The organism is Vibrio rotiferianus CAIM 577 = LMG 21460 (assembly GCF_002741985.1).
GTDB classification, from domain to species: Bacteria; Pseudomonadota; Gammaproteobacteria; order Enterobacterales; family Vibrionaceae; genus Vibrio; species Vibrio rotiferianus.
The window spans coordinates 23,474-48,906 of sequence record NZ_APHW01000001.1; the positions used below are offsets into that span (position 1 = coordinate 23,474).

The window sequence follows — 25,433 nt, forward strand, 5'->3', positions numbered from 1 at the left end:
TCACCATTCTCCGTTATGCAGTTTTTTAATTTCTGGGGAGGATGAACCATGCTTATTGCACGTCTATTTTTATTGCTCGCCATCGTTGCTGAAGTTGCCGGTACCAGTACCATGTCATTTATCGGTGAAAGTAACGCATGGGAAGGCTATTTGGTGATGTATGTTCTGATCGCCATTTCTTATTATTTCTTATCAATTGCGGCAAAGAAAATTTCCATCGGTGTGGCGTACGCGACATGGGAAGGCGTAGGTATTGCCTTGATTACTCTCGTTTCTATCGTTTTGTTTGATGCCAATTTAAGCACACAGCAGTTGCTTGGGTTAGCGCTGGCGGTGGTTGGTATTATGTGTGTGACGCTCGGCGAATCACACGGTCAGCCTCAACAAAAAGCTGAGTTGCCGCACTCATCGAATGCGAGGTGTTAATCATGAGCCAATTCTTTACCGTTTCATTTGGATTTGTGGTGTTGGCGGCGTTAGTCGATATCATGGCGAACATGGCGCTGACTCGCTCGAAAGGCTTTGAGCACAAAGGTTGGGGCGTTATCGCAATAGTGCTAGTGATGGCGGCATTTACCTTACTTGCCCAAGCCGTAAAAGAGATCGATCTTGCTATCGCTTACGCCTCTTGGGGGGGGCGATAGGTATCTTAGGTACCGCGATTGGTGGTGCTTTGCTGTTCAAACAAAAGCTTAAGCCGATTGGCTGGTTTGGTATCTTTGTTGTGATTGCGGCGGTTGTGGTGATGAAGACGGCTTGATGTCGTTTGCTGAATCCCAAAGCTCGTCATTCTGAACAGCGAGGTACGAGCATGATTCAGAATCTGCCAACAAAAAGTGCTGTGGCAGAGGTATTTCCTCTCGCTTCACAGCACTTTGATAGTAGATTCCTGATCTCGCCTAGGCTCGTCATTCTGAACAGCGAGAGACGAGCGTGATTCAGAATCTACCAACAAAAAGTGCTGTGGCAGAGATCTTTCCTCTCGCTTCACAGCACTCTGATATTAGATTCCTGATCTCGCCTAAGCTCGTCGGAATGACGGGATCTTTCTCTCCGTCTTAAACAATAAAGCTTGCGCCTTCTTCTGCGCTCGAAACGCTTTGACGAATCACGCTAAAGAAACCACGCCCCCAAGTCTGTTGCTTGGCTTCAGTATCCACCTCTAACAGTTCCCGACCCGTAACGTCGCTTAGGTTATTCAGTTCGCCAGTTTGGCAATCAACGCGGATGATGTCGCCATTGCGCACCAAGCCAATCGCGCCGCCACGAATCGCTTCTGGAGATACGTGGATTGCTGATGGAATCTTACCCGATGCACCAGATAGTCGACCGTCCGTCACTAGCGCGACTTTAAAGCCCGCTTTCTGCACGTTGCCGAGAATTGGCATCAGTTTATGCAGCTCTGGCATGCCGTTCGCTGCAGGACCATTGTGCGTCACGACCACGATGCAATCTTGGTTTAGCTCACCGCGTTTGTATGCCGCTTCCACTTCGTGTTGGCATTGGAATACGATCGCTGGCGCTTCGATGATGCGCTGATCTTCTTTTACCGCAGATACTTTCACCACGGCTTTACCCAAGTTACCGTGAAGTACGCGAGTACCACCGGTGTTTTGGAAAGCTTGCGTTGGCGCAGCAATCACTTCGCCGTCTTGGCTGCCACCACATGGTGTCCAAGTTAGTTTTCCGTCGACTAGCGCAGGTAGCGTCATTTGGTCTTTGAATTCGCCGAATACTGGTTTCACGTCACGATGAAGCAAGCCAGACTCGTCCAAACGATGCAATAGAGCAGGTACGCCGCCCGCTTCTTGGAACGCGTTCATGTCTGCTGGACCGTTCGGGTAAACACGCGCCAACAGTGGCACCACTTCAGACAGGTCACTGATGTCTTGCCATGTCAGAATCAAACCTGCAGCACGCGCCACTGCCAACATGTGGATAGTGTGGTTGGTGCTGCCGCCCGATGCCAACAGCGCGATAATGCCGTTGATGAGGCTCTTTTCTGTGACAACTTCAGACAATGGACGGAAATTGGCTGAACCTGCATTCATTGCCGCGATTTTCAGAGCCGCGTGATCAGTCAGCGCCTTACGTAACTCAGTATGTGGATGGATAAATGCTGAACCTGGCAGCATCAAACCCATGGCTTCAAACACTAGTTGGTTAGTATTTGCGGTTCCGTAGAAGGTACACGTCCCCGCCGAGTGGTAAGCACGACACTCCATATCAAGCAGTGCGTCTTTACCTACTTCGCCCGCCGCGTATTTTTGGCGAACGTCTACTTTCTCTTCATTGCTAATGCCTGTTGCCATCAAACCTGCTGGCACAAACGCCGTTGGTAGATGTGCGTAAGACAGCGCGCCCATCAGTTGTCCCGGTGCGATTTTGTCGCAGATACCTAGCAGCAAGGTCGCATCGAACACATTGTGGCTCAGTGAAAGTGCTGTCGATTGAGCAATTAAGTCACGAGAAAACAGTGACATATCCATACCAGCTTGACCTTGAGTCACGCCATCACACATTGCCGGAACACAGCCTGCAACTTGCGCTGTGTGACCATAACCAGACAGTACTTGCTTGATTTGATCAGGGTAGTGTTGGTACGGCTGGTGGGCACTCAACATATCATTGTAAGCACTGATCAGCGCCACATTGGAATGAGTCAAATCCAGAATATTTTTCTTTTCAGACGAACAGGATGCTGCAACAGCGTGAGCCAAGTTACCGCAAGACAGACCGACACGACCTTTACCTGTTTCGGCTTGGACTTCGGTGCGAGCAAGAAACGCCGCACGCGCTTCTTGGCTGCGCTCAACTAAGCGTTGAGTAACATCTAAAATTACTTGATGAGTCATGCCATCGCCTCATCTTGCGTTAGGATGAGTTCCGCTGCGTTCGATACGACTTCTTCGATGGTTGCATCAATGCTGACGAAAATGGTGCGAGGCTCATCTTCTGGGCGCTCTAGCGTTTCAAATTGGCTGTTGACCATGTTCTCTTTCATGAAGTGACCTTGGCGAGCACGCATGCGCTCAAGGATCAGTTCTTTGCTGCCGTCTAGGAAGAGGAAGCTTACGTTCTCGTTGCCTTCGCGGATTTGGTCACGATAAATCTTTTTTAGTGCCGAACAGACAATAATGCCGTGCTCGTTTTTGCTTTCTAAGCTATAAGCAGCGTCACGGATACGTTCTAGCCAAGGTTTGCGGTCGTCGTCGTTCAGAGGCTGACCTGATGCCATCTTCTGAATGTTTGCTCGTGGGTGAAGATCATCACCATCAATGAATTTACGTCCCAGCTTTTTCGCCAAGTGCTCACCAATTGTGGTTTTGCCACTCGCACAAACGCCCATAACGACGACACTACTACCAGCCATAACTTATCCTCATAACAAATTTGCGCGTGATCTCAATTTTTGAATTCACTTTAAAATATGGGTTTATCTTATTCATGTTATCGGTAACATGTTACCGGTAACTCAAATAAATGTGAACCACAACACAAACAATAATTCTTAAAGGTGAACCCATGGAACAGCTAACCCAAGCTCCAGACCCTACGTTCCTACTAACGATTGCAGTCCTCGCGATTGCGGCGTTACTTGTATTGATTATTAAGCTCAAAGTGCACGCGTTTGCTTCGCTTACGGTAGTAAGTTTAGGTACAGCGCTGGCGACTGGTGTATCTTCTGACCAAGTAGTTCCAACCATGATGAGTGGTTTCGGTGGCACACTGGCATCTGTTGCTTTGCTGGTTGGTCTTGGTGCAATGATCGGTAAAATTTTAGAAGTGACTGGCGGTGCAAAAGTGTTGGCAGATACTTTGATTGGGCGCTTCGGTAAAGAGCGCGCACCATTTGCATTGGGTGTCGCGTCATTGCTGTTCGGCTTCCCAATTTTCTTTGATGCTGGCCTAGTCGTAATGATGCCAATCATCTTAAGTGTGGCAGCACGTTTTGGTGGTTCGCCAATCAAATACGCACTACCAGCAGCAGGTGCATTTGCAGTGATGCACGGCTTTGTTCCTCCGCATCCAGGTCCAGTTGCAGCAGCAGAATTCCTAGGCGCAAACATTGGTCTACTGCTTGTTGTTGGTATCCTAGTGGCTATTCCAACTTGGTACCTAGGCGCTTACCTATTTGGTCTGTATGCAGGTAAGAAATTCGATATCCCATTATCAAAAGCCTTCTTCAATGGTGATACGCAAGTTGAAGATGCACAACTGCCAAAATTTGGCACAGTAATGACCATCCTAGTGCTGCCTGTACTGCTAATCTGTTTAGACACAGTATTGAACACGCTAGCAGTTGCGGGTGTGATTGATGGCAAAACAGCACTGGTTGAGTTCCTACGTATGCTAGGTAAAACGCCAGTTGCACTACTGATTACCTTAATCGTCTGTCTTGCTGTGTTTGCAAAAGACTACGGCATGGCGAAACTTGAGAAGCTGTGTGGCGATTCATTGGCGCCTATCTGTGGCGTTATCCTAGTAACTGGTGCGGGCGGTATGTTCGGTGGCGTACTGCGTGCAAGTGGTATCGGTGATGCACTTGCAGACGTATTAACTGACACTGGCATGCCAGTGATCGTTGCGGCGTTTGTTATCTCTACCTGTCTGCGCGTTGCTCAAGGCTCAGCAACCGTGGCACTAACGACAACTGCAGCACTTATCGCGCCAGTAGTGGCAGCATCAACTGGTTTGAGTGAGCTAGACCTATGCTTTATCGTTATCGCGATTGCAGGTGGTGCAACAGTGCTTTCTCACTTCAACGATTCTGGTTTCTGGTTAGTATCTCGTCTACTAGAGATGGATGAGAAAACAACGCTAAAAACTTGGACGGTAATGGAAACTTTACTTGGTAGTATCGCGTTTATTATCGTAGCAACATTAAGCTTTATTCTTTAGAGGTTACCCATGACAACACTTGAACAACGATTAAGAGAAATCAAAATCGTCCCAGTTATCGCAATCAACGATGTAGCACACGCTCTGCCACTGGCAAAAGTGTTGGTAGAAAACGGTTTACCATGTGCGGAAGTGACATTCCGCACTGAAGCGGCGGCTGAGTCGATCCGCATCATGCGTGAAGCGTACCCTGAACTGCTGATCGGTGCTGGTACAGTGCTGACAACTGAGCAAGTGGACATTGCGATTGAAGCCGGTGTGGACTTTATCGTGAGCCCGGGTTTCAACCCAACTACAGTGAAATACTGTCAGCAACGCAACGTGACAATCGTACCGGGCGTGAACAACCCAAGCTTGGTTGAGCAAGCGATGGAAATGGGTCTACGTACCCTGAAGTTCTTCCCTGCTGAGCCATCAGGCGGCGTAAACATGCTTAAAGCACTAACGGCGGTTTACCCAGTGGAATTCATGCCTACAGGTGGTGTAAGCCCATCTAACGTGGAAGATTACCTAGCGCTGAAATCGGTTGTCGCTTGTGGCGGTACTTGGATGGTGCCAACCGCGATGATGGACAACGGCGACTGGGAAGGTATTGCTGAATTGGTTCGCGCAGTTAAGTAAAACGCGCAAACGGCTCCGAAATACCCCCGAACGTTAGAAAACGTGAATAGAAAAAGGGTCATCAAGTAACTGATGACCCTTTTTGTTTATCTGCTTAAATCAGCAAAGTGATTAACGCATTGTCACGAACTCTTCAGAGCCCGTTGGGTGGATAGCCACAACAGAGTCGAAGTCTGCTTTGGTTGCGCCCATCTTCATTGCTACGCCGAAGCCTTGAATCATTTCATCAACAGTAAAGCCGATGCCGTGTAGACCAACAACCGTTTCTTCTTCGCCAGCACACACTAGCTTCATCTTACATGGTTGACGGTGCTTAGTAACCGCTGTGTACATCGCAGTAAAGCCAGACGTGTAGACTTTGATGTTGTCTTTGCCGTACTTCTCTTCCGCTTCTTGAGTCGTTAGACCGATAGTGCCGATTGGTGGGTGGCTGAATACCACAGTTGGTACCAAATCGTAGTCCATCTTCGCGTTTGGTTTGTTGTTGAACAGACGCTCAGAAAGTTGACGACCCGCTTTAACAGCCACTGGTGTTAGCTCGATACCACCTTCCATGATGTCACCTACACAGTAGATGCCTTTCACGTTCGTTTCTTGGTATTCGTCTACCTTGATGTAGCCACGATCGTTCGTTGCAACGCCTGTTGATGCTAGGTTGATAGCGTCAGTTGCTGGGTGACGACCGATTGCCCAGATTAGGGTATCAACGTTTTGGCTCTCACCGTTTTCTAGGTGCAGAGTTAGGCTGCCGTCTGCTTCTTTTACCACTTCTTTTGGAACAGAGTGGGTGTGTAGCGTTGGGCCTTCGGCTTCCATTACTTCTACTAGCGTTTCGATGATCATTGGATCGAAGCTACGTAGCGGTGATTCTTTACGAACGAATAGGTGTGTTTCTGTGCCTAGTGCATGCAGTACGCCTGCGATTTCTACCGCGATGTAACCTGCACCGATCACTGCAACGCGTTTTGGTTGCTCAGCAAGCTCGAAGAAGCCGTTTGAATCGATGCCGTATTCTGCGCCTGGAATGTTTGGAATCGTTGGACGACCACCTACTGCGATCAGGATGTGATCCGCTGTGTAGTGCTCACCGTTTACTTCAACTGTTTTCTCGTCAACAAACTTAGCAAAGCCTTTGATAACATTTACTTTGTTGTTGCCAAGAACGCGATCGTAAGATTGGTGAATACGACCAATGTAAGCTTGACGACTCTCAACCAGTTTGCTCCAGTCGAAACCTTTTACATCTACATCGAAGCCGTAGTCTTCTGCGTACAGGTTCATTGCTTCTGCAACTTGCGCGCCGTGCCACATTACTTTTTTAGGCACACAACCAACGTTTACACAGGTACCGCCAAGGTCTTGAGCTTCGATAAGCGCTACTTTAGCACCGTACATTGCCGCACGGTTTGCTGATGCAATGCCGCCGCTGCCGCCACCGATACAGATATAATCAAAATGAGTCGCCATTACTTTCTCCAAGAGCTTATTAATTTTTGTCTGACAACAATTACATTGGGGTAGTGGGTGATGAACTCAACATCCCTAAATAAATTGTTACCTGCCTAAGCCTGTTGAAGTGACTTAAGCATGATCCGTTGTCCCTATCATAAATCGAGTCTAGCAATTTCCTAAATGGGAAAAAGTGACATTACTTATGACAAATAGCGATGAGAGGATAGCAAAGCGGAATAAGGCGCTATTCCGCTTGGTGTTTTTCATGCTTAGGGTAAGGAAAATTCATTAACCGCAGCAGCTTGATGTGCCACAGCCTGACTGGGCTTGCACGTCTTTACCATCCGCAAGATAAGTGTTGGTTAGGTAGAAATCGCTAAACAGTTTTACGAAGTCTTCCGATACCGTCTTCTCTACTAATCCTGACTCTAGGATGTGCTTTTGCCATGCCTGCATTTTTGGTAGACCACAGAAGAAGTCGTAACCAGAGTGAGCTTTGACGATGGCAGCACGATGCAGAAGCGGCAACCAAGCCATGTCTACATTGCTTAGTTCATCGGATTTAAAGAACTTGGTTTCACCAGACAGTTGGTTTTCTGCTTTTTGGAACGCTTTGATCAGTTTCTCTGCGCGCTCTTCAAAGGTTGCTTGGTCTTTACTGCCCATGGTGCCGCACTGAGGCAAGTAGTGTTTAGATCCTAGGTAGCTCCATGCTCGGTCTAGTGCGCGTTGTTCGTTTGTCACGCCTTGCTCTAACGGGCCATATTCGTCTTCGATGTATTCGATGATCGCATCCGACTCAAACAGCGCCGTGCCAGACTCTGTCACCATCACAGGCACTTGACCATTTGGTGAGATATCTAGGAACCATTGTGGCTTGTCTTTTAAGCTGATGTATTCAATCTCGTAAGGATCTGTTTTGCTTCTAGTGCCGCGGTTACGCGTTGAACAAATGGGCAAATTTTAAAACTGATAACTTTAAGCATGGTCATTTCTCTCTATGTTTTAGCTTGTTTACATCCCTAAGACGCAGGCAAAAAAGAAAAGACGAAGCGCAGACAATAATGTTTGAAAAAATAAATAAAAAAAGCGCAACGAGGTCATCGTTGCGCTTTAAGGTTATGAAATTCAGTGTTTTTTATTCTGGAACGATCCAGTCGACTTTCCAGTGGCCGGTTGCTGGTGCGATTGCTTCTTGCAGGAATGGCAGAATTTCTTTCATCTGGCTTTCCAGTTTCCACGGTGGGTTAATCACGATCATGCCCGATGCCGTCATGCCACGCTCGTTGGTGTCTGGAGATACGCCCAATTCGATTTGCAGGATTTTGCGAATGCCCAGACCTTCCAAGCCTTCAATCATGTCTTCGATATCACAGCGGTTTACCACTGGGTACCAAATCGCGTAGATGCCTGTTGCCCAACGTTTATGGCTTTGGAAAATCGCTTGCACGACGTCGCGGTACTCTTTTGCTAGCTCGTATGGTGGGTCAATCAGCACCAAACCACGACGTTCTTGCGGTGGCAGACTGCCTTTCAGACGCTTGAAGCCATCTTCTTTGTAGATGCTCACTTGACGATCGCGATGGAACTCTTGCTCTAGCAGCGGGTGATCGGCTGGGTGCAGCTCAGTCAGAACCATGCGGTCTTGTGGGCGGATTTGCGCACGTGCAACACGCGGTGAGCCTGGGTAGTAACGCAGCTTCTCACCGTTGTTTAATGTTTTGATTGAATCGATGTAGCTTGCGATGTCTTCAGGAATGTTTGGGTTGTCCCAAATGCGCGCGATGCCTTGTTTGTATTCGCCCGTTTTTTCAGACCATTCGTGAGTCAGATCGTAGCGTCCCACACCCGAGTGGGTATCGTGATAAACAAACGGCTTATCTTTCTGCTTTAGCGCATCAAGAATGAGGCTTTGAACGATGTGTTTTACCACGTCAGCATGGTTGCCAGCGTGGAAGCTGTGGCGGTAACTTAACAAATTAAACTCTCGAAACACTCTTTGACTGAGTGTGGTCTGTGATTTTCGCGATATGGCGGTATTATACTCAAGTAACTTAAAGAAGTAGAACTTCGATTCAAATCAGTATCACTGATAGGGATTCGCTATTGAAATTTCTTTAAGTCACCCATACTTAGTATGAGTAAACAAATTGAACCTAAGTGGGATTGCACCGCTCCAATAGAGTGCGAAACCTGACTTAGGCATAACAAGACTCAAGGACAGAGTAAGCACTCTTTGACCGATTTGGTCATTGCTGCATCGAGAAAGGGAACGGAGATCCCCCCCCATCCATGTTGTTGGCTTGCCTGTGCATTGAGTTCGCCTATTTCTATGCAAATGCGAATGGGCAAATACAGAGCCAAAACACAAAAGGAATTATTCATGTCTAATCCACTTCTTACGTTTACGGATCTTCCTCCGTTTTCGCAAATCAAACCAGAACACATTAAACCTGCAGTGGAGCAGGCGATTGCGGATTGTCGTGCCAAGATTGACGAGGTACTAAAAGACAACGCAAACCCAAGCTGGACCAGTGTGATCGCGCCAATTGAAGAAGCGGATGACCGCTTGAGCCGCATTTGGTCACCAGTGGGTCACATGAACTCAGTAGTGAACAGCGAAGCGCTGCGTGAAGCGTATGAAAGCTGCCTACCAATCCTGTCAGAGTACGGTACTTGGGTTGGTCAGCATAAAGGTCTTTACGAAACGTACAAAGCGATCAAAGCCAGCGAAGAGTACGCGACGCTAACGCGTGCACAACAGAAGACCATTTCGGATTCACTACGCGACTTCGAGCTTTCGGGCATCGGTTTACCATCAGACGAGCAACATCGCTACGGCGAAATCAGCAAGCGCATGTCTGAGCTGAGCTCAAAATTCTCCAACAATGTGCTAGATGCAACCATGGGTTGGACTAAACACGTTGCAGACGAAAAAGACCTAGCGGGTATGCCAGAATCTGCACTTGCAGCGGCAAAAGCGGCAGCAGAAGCAAAAGAGCTCGATGGCTACCTAATCACGCTAGATATCCCATCTTACCTACCGGTGATGACGTACTGTGATAACCAAGACCTACGTAAAGAAGTGTACGAAGCGTACGTAACGCGTGCTTCTGACCGAGGTCCAAACGCAGGTAAATGGGACAACTCAGAAATCATTACTGAGCAGCTAAAACTGCGTCATGAAATCTCTCGTATGTTGGGTTTCAACACTTACAGCGAGAAGTCTCTGGCAACTAAAATGGCAGAGAATCCTGCGCAAGTTCTTGGCTTCTTGAACGATTTGGCAACCAAAGCGAAACCACAAGGTGAGCGCGAAATCGAAGAGCTACGCCAGTTTGCGAATGCGGAATTTGGTGTCAGCGAGCTAAACGTATGGGACATCGCGTACTACAGCGAGAAGCAAAAGCAGCACTTGTTCCAAATTTCGGATGAAGAACTGCGTCCTTACTTCCCTGAATCAAAAGCGGTAAGTGGTCTGTTTGAAGTGCTAAACCGCGTGTTTGGTATGACAGTGACAGAGCGTGAAGGCGTGGATACTTGGCACGAATCAGTGCGTTTCTTTGATATCTTCGATGGCGAAGGCACACTGCGCGGCAGCTTCTACCTAGATCTATACGCACGTGAACACAAACGTGGCGGTGCGTGGATGGACGATTGCCGAGGTCGTCGTGTGACGCTAGCGGGCGAGCTACAAACACCGGTTGCTTACCTAACGTGTAACTTCAACCGTCCTGTGGGCGACAAGCCTGCACTGTTTACGCACGATGAAGTCGTGACTCTGTTCCACGAGTTTGGTCACGGTATCCACCACATGCTGACGCAAGTAGAAACAGGCGCGGTATCGGGCATCAACGGTGTGCCTTGGGATGCGGTTGAGCTACCAAGTCAGTTCCTAGAAAACTGGTGTTGGGAAGAAGACGCGCTGGCGTTTATTTCTGGTCACTATGAGACTGGCGAACCGCTACCAAAAGCGATGCTAGACAAAATGCTAGCAGCGAAGAACTTCCAGTCGGCGATGGGCATCCTACGTCAGCTAGAATTCGGCTTGTTCGACTTCACTCTGCACACTGAATACGACCCAGAAGTGGGTGCACGTGTGCTTGAAACTTTGGCAGAAGTGAAAGAGAAAGTGGCAGTTGTACCAGCGGTTGAGTGGGCGCGTTTCTCACACAGCTTTGGTCACATCTTCGCTGGTGGTTACAGCGCAGGTTACTACAGCTACCTATGGGCAGAAGTGTTGTCTTCAGATGCGTTCTCTCGCTTTGAAGAAGAAGGCATCTTCAACAAAGAAACTGGTCTAAGTTTCTTGAACAACATCCTAGAAATGGGTGGTAGTGAAGAACCAATGGAGCTATTTAAGCGCTTCCGTGGTCGTGAGCCTGAAATCGATGCGCTACTGCGTCATTCAGGTATCGCAGCGTAATCTCGATTGAGAATGAAAATGGGCAGCCAAGTGGCTGCCCATTTTTTTGTTCTTAGATTCAACTTTTTGTATCTGATTCAGAGTGTTATGGATTTACGCTGCGATTGATCGGGTTTTGCAGCGAGATCAGCGTCTCGGTGGATTGCACTTCGTCGATCGCTTGAAGCTTATCAATCAATACAAATTGCAGCTCTTCAATCGACTTGCACATCAATTTGACGAATATGTTATACGCGCCTGTGGTGTAGTAAGCTTCTACCACTTCATCGAGGGCATTGAGCTTTTCTAGCGCTGAATGGTAGTCGCGTGCAGCATTAAGGTTGATGCCAATAAAGCAACATACATCGTATCCTAGCTTTTTAGTATTGACGATAACCTCTGTTCCCTCGATGATGTCGGCCGCTTTCATTTTCTCGATGCGAACATGGATGGTGGCAGGGCTAACATCAAATTGCTTTGCCATCTCTGCATACGGCGTGCGTGCATCGGCCATCAGCGTTTTTAAAATGGCACGATCAAGGTCATCGAGTTTAGGTAGACTCGCGTTCATATTAGTAATTCCGTTAGGATATGAGGCTTTGAGTTCATTTTATACTCACCATGAATAGGATTCACAAGGTTTAAGCAGAGATAACCGAGAGTTGGCTCTGATATCACGGAGATGATGTGCAGGTTTTACTGATTTTTATTGCGATATGCTGGAGTAGCGTTGCCATCGCGCAAGAGCAAAAAGTTCTTGTTGTGCATTCCTATCATCAAGGCTTTTTCTGGACGGACTCTATTCAGAGGGGAATTGCGCAGCAAGTGGCTGACCGGTCGTTGGATATGCGCGTTTTATATCTAGACTCGAAGCGCAACCAAAGCCCAACTTTTTTCCAACAGCTTGACTCTCTGTATCGCACTAAGCTGTCCAAAGAGCGTTTTGATGCGATTGTCGTTAGCGACAACAATGCGTTGGCATTAATGCAGCGTTTAGCGCCCGTAATTAAAGACACGCCAGTTATCTTTAGTGGTATCAACAATTATCATGCTTCACTTCATCAAAATCTTAACGCAACTGGTGTTATTGAAGATATTGATCTCGCTGCAAACCTAGATCTGATTGAGCGACTGCATCCTAAATTCCAACAAATTCTGATTGTTAGTGACCACTCGGTTACTGGGGCAGCACTTAGAGCTCAGGTTGCCGATTTTCTCGAACAAACGCCCAAATATCGCCACAAAGTGGTACATCTTGTGCCAGATACTATCGATGAACTCAAACAACAGGTGTCAGAATTAACCCAAGACAACGTTGTGTTGTTTTGGACTTACTATCGCGATAAATATGGCATTGTGAGTAGTGACCGGGACTGGCGTGAGGTGAACCAAGCTTCGAATGCACCTCTCTTTATGGTGCACGATGTCGGCTTAGGACATGGTGCTGTTGGAGGCGTAATCCAGAGTGGTTACCGACAGGGGTTTGAGGCAGCTCAACTGCTTGAGCAAGTGTTAGATAACCCTAAAGCACCGTTACCATCCGTAATAAAGAGCGAATCAGAAATCAAATTAGATTATCAATCGGTGGTTCGCTGGGGCCTTGGTGTAGAGCAAGAGCCGACGGCTGTATTTCTTAATAAGCCGATGCCATTTTCACAACGTTTTGCAAAAGAAATCAAAGTCTTTGGCAGCGTATTTGTGCTGATGTCCATTGTAATCTTGCTATTGAGTTATTACTTACAGCGTATCCGTCGTAGCGAAGCGTCTGCTCGCGAGGCTCAAACGATTTTAGAATCGGTTTTCGACCAAAGCATGCAGTATATGGGCATACTCGACCAACACGGTTTATTAAAATCCGGTAACGATCGTCTACAGTCTCTCCTCTATCATCAAGATTTACGACTCGATCGTCCACTGTGGCACCACAAGCACTGGAGTGTCGATGCACGCCAGAAAATATCTGAATTCTTTCAGAATCATCACCGACAAGTGACGACTTTTGAAGCGGATATTTGGAGTAAAGAGCATGGTGCGATGGTGTTGGAAGTTTCACTCAAGCCTTTCTCTCAGAAGGTCGGAAATGAAAACCAATACTTGTTCGAGGCGCGTGATATTACCAGCCGTAAACTTATGGAAGACAAGCTTTATCAGCGTGAAGCGAGCTTGCGTAATTACTACGAACAGCAACCAGTGATGATGGTGACATTGGACAGCAATAACTGCATCCAAGAAGTAAACCGCTTTGCTCAGCAACTGTTGGGGTATCAACCGCTGGATATGCTTGGTCATCGCTTGCGAGAGTTTTATTCAGACGACAAGGCACTGTTTCCGCGTCAAGTTTTGCTTCAGCCAAACCATGTTGTCCATGGTGTGTGGCGAAGAGAGATAGAGTATCTTCATGCGGACGGTCATTCCGTCTGGGTCCGCGAAAATATTCGTCCGTTACGAGATTCTGACCAGTTACTGATCGTGGGTGAAGACATCTCAGAAACGAAAAAACTGGCCAAACAGCTAGAATATCAAGCACGTTATGACTTGTTGACCGACACTTACAATCGCAACCACTTCGAACTAGAGCTGCAAACCGCATTGCGAGAAGTGGAAAGTCATCGCCGTGTACACGCAATGTTGTATCTCGATCTTGATCAGTTGAAAGTGCTCAATGATACCGCGGGTCATGATGCTGGTGATGCGGCGATTCAGTTTTGTGCCAGTATGTTGGAAGAGGTTTTGCCTTATAGTGCCATTTTGGCACGAATGGGTGGTGATGAGTTTGCGGTACTACTCAAAGATTGTGGCGAACATGGGGCGATCATGATTGCAAAATCGATCATCTCGACACTGAGTAAACAGCCATTCATTTGGGAAGATATACGTTTGCATATGAGTTGCTCCGTTGGTATTCGGGTTATTGACCACACAGCTGAAACACCGCAAATGGTGCATGCGCAAGCGGACTCAGCTTGTCATGTGGCCAAAGAGCTAGGGCGGAATCGCTACAACTTGTTTAGCCATGATAATGAAGAAGTACAGCAACGACAGCGAGAAATGCAAAGTGTTAATTTGGTACACGATGCTCTAGCTGGTCAACGTTTGGAGCTATTCGCGCAACGCATTCTTTGCCTACAGCACGAAGATTCGAAGATGAACTTTGAGATATTAGTGCGGATCCGCAATTCTCAAGGAGAATACATCTCTCCCGGTATCTTTATGCCAGCATCAGAGCGCTACAACATCGCTCACTGGATTGATAAACAAGTGGTGAATCAAACCTTGGAGTGGTTCGAGCAAAGACCAGAAAAGGTGGAGAATCTTGGACGATGCTCGATAAATTTATCTGGTCACTCAATGGGCAATCAGGAATTTATCGATTTTCTATTAGAGCGTTTGGAAACGTCTTCTATGCCTTGCGATAAAATCTGTTTAGAGATCACTGAAACAGCGGCAATGCGTAACCTTGATCAAGCGATCGCATTTTTTACCAAAGTGAAAGCGCTTGGCTGCATGATTGCTTTGGATGATTTTGGATCTGGCCTATCTTCTTTTGGTTATTTAAAGAAACTTCCAGTAGACATCGTGAAAATTGATGGCCTATTCGTGAAAGATATGGATAAAAATGAAACAGATCGAGTCATGGTTCGTTCGATTAATGATCTTGCTAAACAGATGGGTAAAGTGACGGTCGCTGAGTTTGTTGAAAACAGCCAGATTATCGATCATTTACTAGAACTTGGTGTCGATTATGGACAAGGTTATGTTATCGGACATCCCAAACCTCTGGCGCAGTTAGTCGAAGAGCTTGAACAAGAGCGATCGTGCTAGAGTGAGTGAATAGGCTAGCCTAGCAATTCACCGGCCATTAGGTATACACTCAGCGCCAGTTAAACCGATTTTTACTGGAGCCTCCTTTTGCAACTGCAATTGATTTGTGAAGACCCATCTCAACAGTCTCACCTTGATGAACTCGCTGCGCGTTGGCAGCTTTCTCACACTGATGACAGTGACTTTGCCTTAGTCCTCACGACAGAGCGTTTAGAGCTGCGTAAAGTGGATGAACCAAAGCTGGGTGCAATCTTTGTGGATTTGATTGGTGGCGCAGTAGGTCATCGTCGCAAGTTTGGTGGCGGTAAAGGTCAGGCAATCGCGAAAGCCGCGGGTTTGAACAAAGGTGCAATCCCAACGGTACTGGATGGCACAGCGGGTTTAGGGCGTGATGCGTTTGTATTGGCGTCGTTAGGCTGTAAAGTGCAAATGGTTGAACGTCACCCAGTGGTTGCTGCATTGCTGGATGATGGCTTGGCGCGTGCGAAACACGATCCAGAAATTGGCACTTGGGTATCAGAGCGCATGTCTTTGATTCACGCTTCTAGCCATGATGCGTTGGAACAATTGGCGCAAGATAAAGACTTCGTTCAGCCAGATGTGGTTTATCTCGACCCGATGTACCCACACCCTGAAAACAAAAAGAAATCGGCATTAGTAAAGAAAGAGATGCGCGTGTTCCAATCTTTGGTTGGTGCAGATCTTGATGCAGATGGTTTGCTGGCTCCAGCAATGGCATTGGCGAGCAAGCGTGTGGTGGTCAAGCGCCCTGATTATGCGGACTGGCTTGATGAGCAAAAGCCAAGCATGGCAATCGAAACCAAAAAGAACCGTTTCGATGTGTATGTGAAGGCGTCAATGGCGTAATTCAACTAGGGTCTATTGACCTTTTGAGCTGATTTTTGCAGCCGTTTGTGGATTCTTCCTTCTTTATAAACTAAGAAAGAGGCAGAGGCTTTGAAATGTAGTTGCCCTACCTGATAAGCCGATAACGCAGTAGAAAGGAGCCACAAACGCTGCCCAAAGGGTTCGGCTAGGCGCCCCCGACTAAAAGCGTTTTACTCTTTGTTGAGAGGATTTTGCTTAGAATAACTAGGCTACAAACCTCTCGCCGCGATTAAAACGCTTTTGACTAGGCGTCCCCATCCGAACAAAATTTAACCGCAAAAGGTCAACAGACCCTAAACACCTGACGACAAAAAGCTTCTTCTCACAGCGCCTGATTTGGCGCTGTATTTGTATCTGGCGTTTGCTCCGCTTATTGATACTTTTCTCTTGCTAATTCGGCATACTGACTGTATATCTAACTAAGAATTATTATTATTACACTTGTGTGATGTCGTAGAGTAAGACAGTCGAGAATTGGGAAGCTGGAGTAGTAGCATGGCGAAACGATTATGTAAGATGAGCCGTAAACAGATTGCTGAGAGTTTGGGTGACATTCACCGCTTGGTGGTAGCACCTAAGTTTGTCTGCCGCTCTTGTGCTCGTTCTTCTGCCTCGAAAGATACCATATGTAAGCCAGCCGCGATTCCTCCTCAAAAATGCCAAGATAAGCCGTTGTCTGAACAGCAAGCATGTGGTTTGTTGGCAGAGGCGCTACCAACTCCATCCCTTACACAAGATACGCCAATCATTATGGCGCCTGAGCAAAGCGCAGAGAAAGCGGCGATCGTGAAGCGCGTAGTGGAACGAGTGAAAGAGAAAAAATTGGCAACAAAAGTAGCAGCCGTAACTCCTTCCACTCAGCTAGAGACGTCAGCGATGTTTGATTTATCAGATAAGAAAGCGCTGAAAAAGGCGAAAAAAGCGGTTAAGAAACACTATAAGCAGCAGAAGAAGTTGCTTAAATTAGCCAAAAAGCAGCAAAAATTGCTCAAACGCCAGCGCAAGCTTGAAGCGCGTAATGCCAAACTTGAGGTGCTGCTACCAACACCACCTAATGCGTTGATGAGCACAAGCTCGCAAGCCAAAGTGCATTAATCGAATCAACAAAAAACGCTCTCCAACTGGAGAGCGTTTTTTTTATGGTTGGAATGTTTGTTGGGATCGATGTGTTACTTGTTGGCGTAACTCATCTCTACGCGCTTTTTCACCCAAGTCTCATTGATCCACAGCGACAGCATGATGATCGCGCCGCCAATAGCAAGTCGCGTCACATCAACATCGCGGTTCCAAATCACTATATTCACAATCAATCCAGCAGGGACAAGCGCGTTGTTCATCACCGCAAGTGCGCCAGCATTGACCATAGTCGCGCCTTTGTTCCACGCAAAGTAACCAAAGCCTGATGCGATCAAGCCGAGGTACGTCAAAATACCCCATTGTGTTGCTGTGGTTGGCATCTTGTCTAAGTTACCCATTAGAGCAAAAGCAACGGTCGCCACGCACAATGCACCTAAGTAGAAATAACCAAACACCGTATGCTGCGGCAGATCCACCGGTTCGGTTTCCATAATGTACTTGTAGCCGACCTGACCGATGGCAAAACACAGGTTTGCCCCTTGTACGACCAAAAAGCCCATCAAGAAGTTCTCATTGATGCCTGCAAACTTAATCCACGCCGCGCCTAGCACCGCAATTGCAGCGGTAACCAAATACCAAGGCGAGAAACGACCTTTCAAGAAGTCATAAATCAAGGTGACATAAATAGGTGTAAATACGGTGAACAGCAGTACTTCTGGTACAGAAAGGAGTAGGAAAGATTGGTAGTAGAAGCAATACATCAAACCGAGCTGGAAGCCGCCGACGATCATCAGTTTTGCAATCAGAGACTTGCTTACGCCACGGAATTTTAAGAAAGGAATGAAGACGAGGCTCGCCAACGCAACGCGCATGAAAACGGAGAACCAAGAATCGACCTGACCGGCTAGGTAAACGCCGATCAGGCTAAATGAGAATGCCCAAAGCAGGGTAACTGCGGATAGATAAGCCATGGATGAGAATCTTTATCAACAACAAATGTGCCCGCAGTCTAACCAAGTTTTAAGGTCACGCCAATGCAAATTAGTCTTTTAGCGGTACGACCAGCATGTCGACTGGTGAGCAGTTAATGAGCTGTCGAGTCGATGAGAGAATCTTGCTCCAGAAGTCTTGGTGATGACCACAAACGACCAAATCGATACTGTAGTCTTGAATGGTATCGCACAGTTCGTTACTTAAATCACCGCTACCAACCAAAGTATGCGTGATTGGGTATCCCGCATATTCCTCAAAGTTGGCCAATTGTGTGCGCGACGCTTCCATTGCTTGGTGTTGCGCCTCCGCCATATTGATATCGATAAGCCCGGTGTAAAGCTCGGCGTAATTCACATCGATATGAATGAAAGAGACTTTCGCATCCAGAGGTTTAGCCAGTGATACGGCTTTCTTAATCAACACTTTACTGTCGTCTGATAGGTCAACTGCCACAAGTATGTGTTTGTAACTCATATTGCCATCTCCTTGATAAGGTCATACTGTCAGATTAGCACTAAGTCTAAGATAATTTTGCTGAAGTGATCTCATATCAATCTAGTAGGTAGAATCTCATGGCAAAGGAATCATGTTATAGTGGCGTTATACCCAAGTGACTTTGTTGTCTTTGAACCATCTCTTTTGAGGTCATTTGGGTATATTGCATGCACATAAATAGGAGTTAACATGCTGTCTCAAACTATGGTTGAACAATTGAATGAGCAAATTAACCTAGAATTTTTCTCATCCAATCTATACTTACAAATGAGTGCTTGGTGTGAAGACAAAGGTTTTGAAGGTGCGGCTGAATTTTTACGCGCTCACGCCGTAGAAGAAATGGAGCACATGCAACGTCTTTTCACTTATGTGAGTGAAACTGGCTCAATGCCAATCCTGGGTGCAATTGAAGCACCAAAGCATGATTTTGCGAGCCTAGGTGATGTTTTCCGTGAAACCTATGAACATGAGCAAATGATCACGGAAAAAATCAACAAACTAGCGCATGTTGCATTTACAAGCCAAGACTACTCAACGTTTAACTTCCTACAGTGGTACGTGGCTGAACAGCACGAAGAAGAGAAGTTATTTAAAGGGATTTTAGACAAGATCGAATTGGTTGGTGAAGATGGTAAAGCATTGTTCTTCATCGATAAAGATCTGGCACAAATGGCAAAAGAAGGTTCATCTTCAATCATGGATGCTCCAGCTGCATAACGTGTTCTCAACGCGATAAGTAGCGGGTAAAGGACGAAGCATTGGTCGTCTTTTTCTCTTGAGCATCATTGAAGATGTAGGGAGGAAAAGATGATCAGTGGAGACACAATCTTATTTGCGCTAATGGTTGTAACGGGACTGAATATGGTTCGTTACTTAACCGCTCTTCGTTCTCTTATTTACATCATGCGTGAAGCACATCCTTTGCTGTATCAGCAGGTGGATGGCAATGGATTTTTCACTACTCATGGCAACGTCACCAAACAAGTGAGGTTGTTCCATTACATTAAAAGTAAAGAATATGACCATCACCACGATGAGATCTTTACGGGTAAGTGTGAGAGGGTACGTGGACTCTTCATTTTATCGACCGCTTTACTCGGTGTAACCCTACTGGCTGCCTTCATTCTATAAGCCAGCAAGCAGTGCTTGGAATTTAAGCGCTTTTCCCGCTCGACTTTTGTCGTTAGAATAGCGCCCGCAGAAAGCAAGGATGTGCATTACGCACATCCTTTTTTATTTTTGGATTTACCAATCTAAATAAGTAATTGAGCGTTACCGATGAGTAAGAAATTTGATGTTGTTGTAATTGGCGCTGGCGCGGCAGGTTTGATGTGTGCTGCGGAAGCAGGTAAGCGCGGACGCAGTGTGCTCGTGCTGGATCATGCGAAAAAGCCAGGACGTAAAATCCTTATCTCAGGTGGTGGTCGTTGTAATTTCACTAACTACGATGTTTCCGCAAACAACTACTTATGCCAAAACCCGCATTTCGTGAAATCGGCGCTGTCGCAGTACACCAACTGGGACTTTATTTCGATGGTCAGTAAGCATGGCATCGAGTTTGAAGAGCGCGATCACGGACAGCTATTCTGTGTTGACGCGTTTACCGCAAAAGACATCGTTAAGATGCTACTAGCAGAATGCGACATGCCAAACATCCAACAACGCTACCAATGTGATGTACATTCGATTGAGAAAACCGACGCGGGCTTCCGTCTGCATGCGGGTACTGAAAATATCGAATGTGAATCTTTGGTGGTTGCCACCGGCGGTCTGTCGATGCCTAAGCTTGGCGCGACGCCATTTGGCTACAAGATTGCTGAGCAGTTCGAGCTTCCAGTGATTACCACTACGGCAGGTCTAGTGCCGTTTACGCTGCATAAAGAAGACAAAGAAGATTTCGCTGAGCTATCGGGCATTGCGATCCCGGCAGAAATCACCGCGCAAGACGGCACCATGTTCAAAGAAGCGCTGCTGTTTACTCACCGCGGCTTATCTGGTCCATCGGTTCTGCAGATTTCGTCATTCTGGAAAGCGGGTCAGAAGGTGACAATTAACCTCGTGCCAAACGACGACATCGCAGAGTTGCTAGAGCGCAGCCGTGAGAAGCATCCGAACCAATCCCTAAAGAATACACTGGCGAAAGTGCTACCAAAGCGTTTGGTTGAAGTGCTGATTGAACGTAAAGAATTAGCAGATAAACCACTTAAACAGTTCAACCCGAAAGAGATGGCAAACATCGTTGAACGTCTAGAGAACTGGGCTGTGGCACCAAACGGCACAGAAGGCTACCGCACCGCGGAAGTTACTTTAGGTGGCGTAGATACTGATCACCTGTCTTCAAAAACCATGGAATGTAAGAACATCAAAGGTTTGTACTTCATCGGTGAAGTGATGGACGTAACCGGCTGGTTAGGTGGTTATAATTTCCAGTGGTGTTGGTCGAGCGGCTTTGTCGCTGGGCAGTGGGTGTAAACAAAACTTTCTGTAGGCTGAGCATTGTTTAAGCTCAGCCTATCCTTCACTTCAAAACACCATATAGTCTCGTGGGCATGTTGCTTTGGTCGGGAACTCTTTTTCTGAGCTATGCAGCTGTACATCGATGTGCGATATCAATGCTTGGCTATTTTTTACCTCAAATTCAATATTGAACGTGATGGGCTCATCGTTTGAGTTTTTACCATTTACGCTAAGGCAGCTATAGTCGTTGAAATGCGCCTCATAAGCACTGCTCGTTGACCTCATCAAGTGTTTGAACAGTAACTGCTCTTTTGTTGTTGGAGAACTTACCTCGACACCAGCGAGTGCTTCTTTTGAGAAATACTGCCAATAAGTCTCTGAGATATTTTCCTCTGATGCGTTTGTTAAATAACTGGCGTAGGCTGCAATGAGTGACGGTGAGGTAGATTTTCCGTATACCTGGAAACAGTATGCTAGGCCGACAGCAAATAGTAATGAGCTTTTCATTTAATTATCTTTAACACTCTTTTTAGAGTGAGAATGCTCAAATACAGGCTTTTGTGTCGGACTGATTAATGAAAATTTGGAGCCCCCCCCAATGAAATCAAACTTTATTTCATTGGGGGTAAACCAGTTTTAGGAGGTGTGTCTAGTGAAACAGCCTTTCTGGCAGTACTGGAGCGCTAAATCGGTAGCCTTGCCCGTACAAACATCCTTTCTCTTTTAGGTATTTTGCTTGTTCGTCAGTTTCAATACCTTCTGCGACTACTTTCAATGACAAGCTATTGCTCATTGCGATGATGGCATCAACAATGGCTTTACTATCTTCATTACTTGGCACATCAGAGACAAATGAACGGTCTACTTTGAGCTTAGTAATAGGTAAGCCTTTTAGGTATGACAATGAAGAGTAGCCAGTACCAAAGTCATCCAGTGAAATCTCAACGCCGAGCTCTCTTAGTTGGTTTAACGACTCAATGGCATGTCGCGGGTCGTTCAACAAAAAGCTCTCGGTAATTTCTAGATCCAACAAGTTTGCGGGAAATTGAGTGCGTTCGAGAATGTCTTTCAATCGCTCAATAAAGCCGTTTTTTTGCAATTGAAGTGCTGAAACGTTGATCGCCATTTTTCCGAAGGCGATGCCTTTATCTAACCAGTATCGGCCTTGTTTGCATGCTTGCTCCATGACCCAAGGACCAATCACTTGAATCAAGCCTGTTTTTTCAGCGATTGGGATGAAATCCGCTGGAGAAACTTGGCCAAGTTCTGGATGTTTCCAACGTAGTAGGGCTTCTACGCCGATTAGGCTTTTATTACTGAGTTGATATTGTGGCTGATACACGAGATACAGTTCGTCTTTCTCAATGGCTTCGTGCAAAGCAGATTGCAGGCGGACGTGAGATACCGACTTATCGGTTAGCTCTGGAGAGTAGAAAGCATAACCATTTCGTCCATTCTTTTTAGCAAGGTACATAGCCGTATCGGCATTTTTAAGTAAGGTTTCACTGTCTCGACCATCTTCAGGGTAGAGCGCAATACCGATGCTGGTTGATACTCTCAGTGATTCGTGGTTTGCCAATGAAAAAGGCTTTTTGAAGACAGTGAGAATGTCTTTAATCGTCGTGATTAGGTGCTCATTGTCATCGATCTCTGGCAAAATGATCACGAATTCATCACCACCAATTCGAGCTACATGAGCCGATAGATCAAGGACATGTTGCAGTCTTTCCGCAAGTTTTGTTAGCAATTGGTCGCCACAAAAATGACCTAAGCTGTCATTGATATGCTTGAAGTGGTCAATATCAAGGAATAGCGTAGCAAAAGACTGTTGGTTTTTTTGTCCGCTTTCAATGTGTTGTTCTAGCAGAGTGATTAGGTGTGTACGATTTGGCAGATTAGTGAGCGGATCATAAAATGCCATGCGTTGAAGCTTCTCTTCATGCGCTTTGCGAACGGTAATATCTTCAAATACGCAGATATAATTAATCAGATGATTCTTATCATCTTTTACTGCACTGATGGTCGCTAACTGCGGATAGATACACCCATCCTTTTTGCGATTGATAAATTCGCCTTTCCATTGCCCTTTTGTTTCTAGCTGATGCCACAGCTCTTGATAAAAGCGGTCATCATGATGTCCAGAACGAAGAATATTAGGGTTTTTTCCTATCACTTCTGCGGCTGAGTAACCCGTGATATGAGTAAATGCGCTGTTAACGTCTAAGATATTGGCACGACGATCGGTGATCACCATCCCTTCTTGAGAGTTATTGAATATCTTTGAAGCGAGAGAAAGTTGCGTTTCTATCATCTTTCTGCGGGTAACGTTGCGTGTCATACCCAAAATACCAATCAGCTCACCAGCATGGTTGCGGACGGGTGATTTGATGGTTTCTAGCCAAGTCGGGTTATTGTTGTCATCAATCAAAGAGCACTCTTCAACTGTGTTTTGGCTGCCTGTCGCGATCACCAACTGGTCGGTATCGATGAACTTTTCCGCGCGAGCTTGGCTAAATAACTCAAAGTCGTTTTTCCCGACAATGTCATTGCTGGTCATATTCCATGCTTGTTCCACACTGCGATTGGTCAAAGAGTAGCGGCCATCAATGCTCTTTATCCATGTATGATCATCAAGACAATCAACAAACTCTTGCAAGCTTGGTAGCAGCGACGTGTCTTGGTGCAGGTGTCTTGATTGCTCGCGATGAAAGCAAGTGCCCGCATCAAAGCTAATGCGCCCTGCGAGTGAAGATAGCCAGCCCTCTAACTCAGCGCAGTTATGGTTATCATGAACAAGAGCAATCGCTGCAAATAGCGTTTCATCGGGCAACCAGATAGGGCAGTAGCTTAATACTTGATTGGCAAAGCTGATACTTTCTACAGTTAAACTTGGGGCTTGGAAATCGCTTGTTGCAGAAGCGAGCTGGACAGCAATATCGCGACTGTGCCCAGTGGTGGTTTTAACTTCACTTAACTGCCATTGACGAGTGTAGCTAAAAGTAAATAACTGACCTTGGGCTTGATAAGCTTGGCAGCACTGCTCAAGGGCTGCTTGCCAAGTATTAAGTTGGTCTGGTGAAATTGCAAAGCGAAACATATTAAATTAATTATCCTGACATGCCCCTGTTTGGCGCGCTACCACGTGCACCAATATGAGTAGTTAATTTGGGGCTTTGGTTATATCGTATCCAAAGCCCCCATAAATCCAAGTCAAGAATGAGAGATAAGATGAGTAATTTGTTAGCTATCTCTCTTTTTAACGAAATTGCATTTGGTTTTGTAAAGTTTCGCTTTATTTATTGCTGGGGCTCTGAAAGCTGCTTTTTGCCAAATTTTACTTGTTGGATCACCAAGCCGCTGATGATCAGCACCAAGCCTATCAAAGTGGATGGATGAATCTCTTCGCCAATGATGGTGGCAAGTAGCATTAAAGAGATGAACGGTGAGGCAAAAATCAGGTTGCTAATGCGAGCTGTGTTTTCGGTTAGCTTCAGTGCTGATAACCAAAGTACGAAGGTGACCCCCATCTCAAACAGACCCACGTAGGTCACTGCCGCCCAGCCTTTCGCGGTAATTTGGCCCCAGTCTGCACCTTCGTAGATACTCAAACCAATCGCGAATGGGATGGCAACCAAAAAGCCAAGGAGTACGCCAATTACAGGATCGGCTTTGTTTTTGGTATTGAGAATCCAGTAACTTGCCCAAAGCAGAGTCGAGAGCAGAGCTAGCCCGACACCAAGCGGACTTTCAAAATCCATCCCTAACACATTGCCTTTGGTGGCAATCACGATGACTCCCAAATAACTAAAACAGCATGCGATCCAGTCTTTACCTCGGATTTTTTGGCCTAAGAAAACCGCCGCCATTAGAGTCAAGGTGATCGCCCAACTGTAGTTGATCGCCTGTGCTTGGGAGGCGGGTAGCAAATCATAGGCCTTGAACAAAATCAGGTAGTAAGCCAGTGGGTTAATTAAACCGAGCAGTAAGTAGTACCAAGGATTAGAAAGAAACGTCGAGCTGAGCTGATTGAGTTTACCCTGCACACCACACACCATGATGAGAGCGATGGCTGAGACAATACTCGCCATGGTCAGCATCTGAATTGGTGTGAATTCCGCTAAAGTCAATTTAAATGCGGTCGCTACTGTTGACCAAAGTAATACCGCTGATAGCCCAAATCCTAGGGCGCGACGCTCGTTCATGATGCCTCTGTGTGATGAAGTACCGCTCATTGTTGTTGATTTGAGCTGGTGTGAGTATGTTGTACGGAGCACCTAGTGTATGCGAGGATTTTTCATCCAACAAACTGGACATTTATCCA

The 25,433-nt window shown here is 46.4% G+C and carries 20 protein-coding genes and 2 pseudogenes; 11 read left to right on the forward strand and 11 right to left on the reverse strand.

What is annotated here, in order from left to right; translation table 11 throughout:
- Nucleotides 1-48: 48 nt before the first annotated feature.
- Together B853_RS00135 and B853_RS00140 are read left to right on the forward strand one after the other, a co-directional pair.
- Nucleotides 49-426, forward strand: coding sequence for an SMR family transporter (locus B853_RS00135; protein ID WP_038887259.1), 378 nt, complete (start codon nt 49-51; stop codon nt 424-426).
- Nucleotides 427-428: 2 nt separating this feature from the next.
- A pseudogene (locus B853_RS00140) lies at nt 429-760 on the forward strand (SMR family transporter).
- A gap of 298 nt (nt 761-1,058) precedes the next feature.
- On the opposite strand, the gene edd reads toward B853_RS00140, so the two are convergent.
- On the reverse strand, nt 1,059-2,855 hold the full coding sequence (gene edd, locus B853_RS00145) for a phosphogluconate dehydratase (protein ID WP_038887261.1): 1,797 nt from the start codon (nt 2,853-2,855) through the stop codon (nt 1,059-1,061).
- Nucleotides 2,852-3,373, reverse strand: a complete 522-nt coding sequence (locus B853_RS00150; protein WP_010444873.1) for a gluconokinase — start codon at nt 3,371-3,373, stop codon at nt 2,852-2,854. The genes edd and B853_RS00150 overlap by 4 nt, the downstream gene beginning before the upstream one ends.
- 152 nt (nt 3,374-3,525) lie before the next feature.
- Here B853_RS00150 and B853_RS00155 point away from each other — a divergent pair, with 152 nt between their 5' ends.
- Both B853_RS00155 and B853_RS00160 read left to right on the forward strand, forming a co-directional pair.
- Nucleotides 3,526-4,902: a GntP family permease gene (locus tag B853_RS00155; RefSeq protein ID WP_038887263.1), complete on the forward strand. Its 1,377-nt coding sequence runs from the start codon at nt 3,526-3,528 to the stop codon at nt 4,900-4,902.
- Between the two features lie 9 nt (nt 4,903-4,911).
- The gene (locus tag B853_RS00160; RefSeq protein ID WP_005430025.1) at nt 4,912-5,523 is read left to right on the forward strand and encodes a bifunctional 4-hydroxy-2-oxoglutarate aldolase/2-dehydro-3-deoxy-phosphogluconate aldolase; all 612 of its coding nucleotides are present in this window, start codon (nt 4,912-4,914) and stop codon (nt 5,521-5,523) included.
- A 111-nt stretch (nt 5,524-5,634) separates the two neighbouring features.
- Here the strand turns inward: B853_RS00160 and gorA are convergent, their stop codons facing one another.
- From gorA to B853_RS00175, 3 genes and pseudogenes are all read right to left on the reverse strand, one after another.
- On the reverse strand, nt 5,635-6,990 hold the full coding sequence (gene gorA, locus B853_RS00165) for a glutathione-disulfide reductase (RefSeq protein ID WP_038887265.1): 1,356 nt from the start codon (nt 6,988-6,990) through the stop codon (nt 5,635-5,637).
- Between the two features lie 273 nt (nt 6,991-7,263).
- Nucleotides 7,264-7,961: pseudogene (locus B853_RS00170) on the reverse strand (glutathione S-transferase family protein).
- Between the two features lie 152 nt (nt 7,962-8,113).
- The gene (locus tag B853_RS00175) at nt 8,114-8,953 is read right to left on the reverse strand and encodes a 23S rRNA (adenine(2030)-N(6))-methyltransferase RlmJ (protein WP_005533522.1); all 840 of its coding nucleotides are present in this window, start codon (nt 8,951-8,953) and stop codon (nt 8,114-8,116) included.
- Between the two features lie 405 nt (nt 8,954-9,358).
- Here B853_RS00175 and prlC point away from each other — a divergent pair, with 405 nt between their 5' ends.
- Nucleotides 9,359-11,401: an oligopeptidase A gene (gene prlC, locus B853_RS00185; RefSeq protein WP_038887266.1), complete on the forward strand. Its 2,043-nt coding sequence runs from the start codon at nt 9,359-9,361 to the stop codon at nt 11,399-11,401.
- Between the two features lie 85 nt (nt 11,402-11,486).
- On the opposite strand, the gene asnC is transcribed toward prlC, so the two are convergent.
- The gene (gene asnC / locus B853_RS00190; RefSeq protein ID WP_038887268.1) at nt 11,487-11,951 is read right to left on the reverse strand and encodes a transcriptional regulator AsnC; all 465 of its coding nucleotides are present in this window, start codon (nt 11,949-11,951) and stop codon (nt 11,487-11,489) included.
- A 116-nt stretch (nt 11,952-12,067) separates the two neighbouring features.
- Here asnC and B853_RS00195 point away from each other — a divergent pair, with 116 nt between their 5' ends.
- The 3 genes from B853_RS00195 to B853_RS00210 all read left to right on the forward strand — a co-directional run bounded on the left by B853_RS00195 (nt 12,068) and on the right by B853_RS00210 (nt 17,185).
- Entirely contained in the window at nt 12,068-15,202 is a 3,135-nt protein-coding gene (locus B853_RS00195) for an ABC transporter substrate binding protein (protein WP_038887269.1), read from the forward strand.
- An 87-nt stretch (nt 15,203-15,289) separates the two neighbouring features.
- On the forward strand, nt 15,290-16,069 hold the full coding sequence (locus B853_RS00200) for a class I SAM-dependent methyltransferase (RefSeq protein ID WP_038887271.1): 780 nt from the start codon (nt 15,290-15,292) through the stop codon (nt 16,067-16,069).
- A 516-nt stretch (nt 16,070-16,585) separates the two neighbouring features.
- On the forward strand, nt 16,586-17,185 hold the full coding sequence (locus B853_RS00210; RefSeq protein ID WP_038884213.1) for a hypothetical protein: 600 nt from the start codon (nt 16,586-16,588) through the stop codon (nt 17,183-17,185).
- 74 nt (nt 17,186-17,259) lie between these two features.
- On the opposite strand, the gene B853_RS00215 is transcribed toward B853_RS00210, so the two are convergent.
- Both B853_RS00215 and uspA read right to left on the reverse strand, forming a co-directional pair.
- The gene (locus B853_RS00215; RefSeq protein WP_010444899.1) at nt 17,260-18,138 is read right to left on the reverse strand and encodes a carboxylate/amino acid/amine transporter; all 879 of its coding nucleotides are present in this window, start codon (nt 18,136-18,138) and stop codon (nt 17,260-17,262) included.
- Between the two features lie 70 nt (nt 18,139-18,208).
- A complete protein-coding gene (gene uspA, locus B853_RS00220) occupies nt 18,209-18,634 on the reverse strand; it encodes a universal stress protein UspA (RefSeq protein ID WP_010444901.1) in 426 nt (141 codons plus the stop codon).
- Between the two features lie 210 nt (nt 18,635-18,844).
- Between uspA and ftnA the strand changes: the two genes are divergently transcribed.
- From ftnA to B853_RS00235, 3 genes are all read left to right on the forward strand, one after another.
- On the forward strand, nt 18,845-19,372 hold the full coding sequence (gene ftnA / locus B853_RS00225; RefSeq protein ID WP_010444903.1) for a non-heme ferritin: 528 nt from the start codon (nt 18,845-18,847) through the stop codon (nt 19,370-19,372).
- Nucleotides 19,373-19,462: 90 nt separating this feature from the next.
- On the forward strand, nt 19,463-19,786 hold the full coding sequence (gene uspB / locus B853_RS00230; RefSeq protein WP_010444905.1) for a universal stress protein UspB: 324 nt from the start codon (nt 19,463-19,465) through the stop codon (nt 19,784-19,786).
- A gap of 147 nt (nt 19,787-19,933) precedes the next feature.
- Nucleotides 19,934-21,127, forward strand: a complete 1,194-nt coding sequence (locus B853_RS00235; RefSeq protein ID WP_010444909.1) for a BaiN/RdsA family NAD(P)/FAD-dependent oxidoreductase — start codon at nt 19,934-19,936, stop codon at nt 21,125-21,127.
- A 51-nt stretch (nt 21,128-21,178) separates the two neighbouring features.
- On the opposite strand, the gene B853_RS00240 is transcribed toward B853_RS00235, so the two are convergent.
- The 3 genes from B853_RS00240 to B853_RS00250 all read right to left on the reverse strand — a co-directional run bounded on the left by B853_RS00240 (nt 21,179) and on the right by B853_RS00250 (nt 25,314).
- Nucleotides 21,179-21,619, reverse strand: a complete 441-nt coding sequence (locus B853_RS00240; protein ID WP_038884214.1) for a hypothetical protein — start codon at nt 21,617-21,619, stop codon at nt 21,179-21,181.
- A gap of 142 nt (nt 21,620-21,761) precedes the next feature.
- Nucleotides 21,762-24,209: a sensor domain-containing protein gene (locus tag B853_RS00245; RefSeq protein ID WP_010444911.1), complete on the reverse strand. Its 2,448-nt coding sequence runs from the start codon at nt 24,207-24,209 to the stop codon at nt 21,762-21,764.
- 199 nt (nt 24,210-24,408) lie between these two features.
- Nucleotides 24,409-25,314 (reverse strand): DMT family transporter, encoded by a 906-nt coding sequence (locus tag B853_RS00250; RefSeq protein WP_038884216.1) that lies wholly within the window; start codon nt 25,312-25,314, stop codon nt 24,409-24,411.
- Between the last annotated feature and the right edge of the window lie 119 nt (nt 25,315-25,433).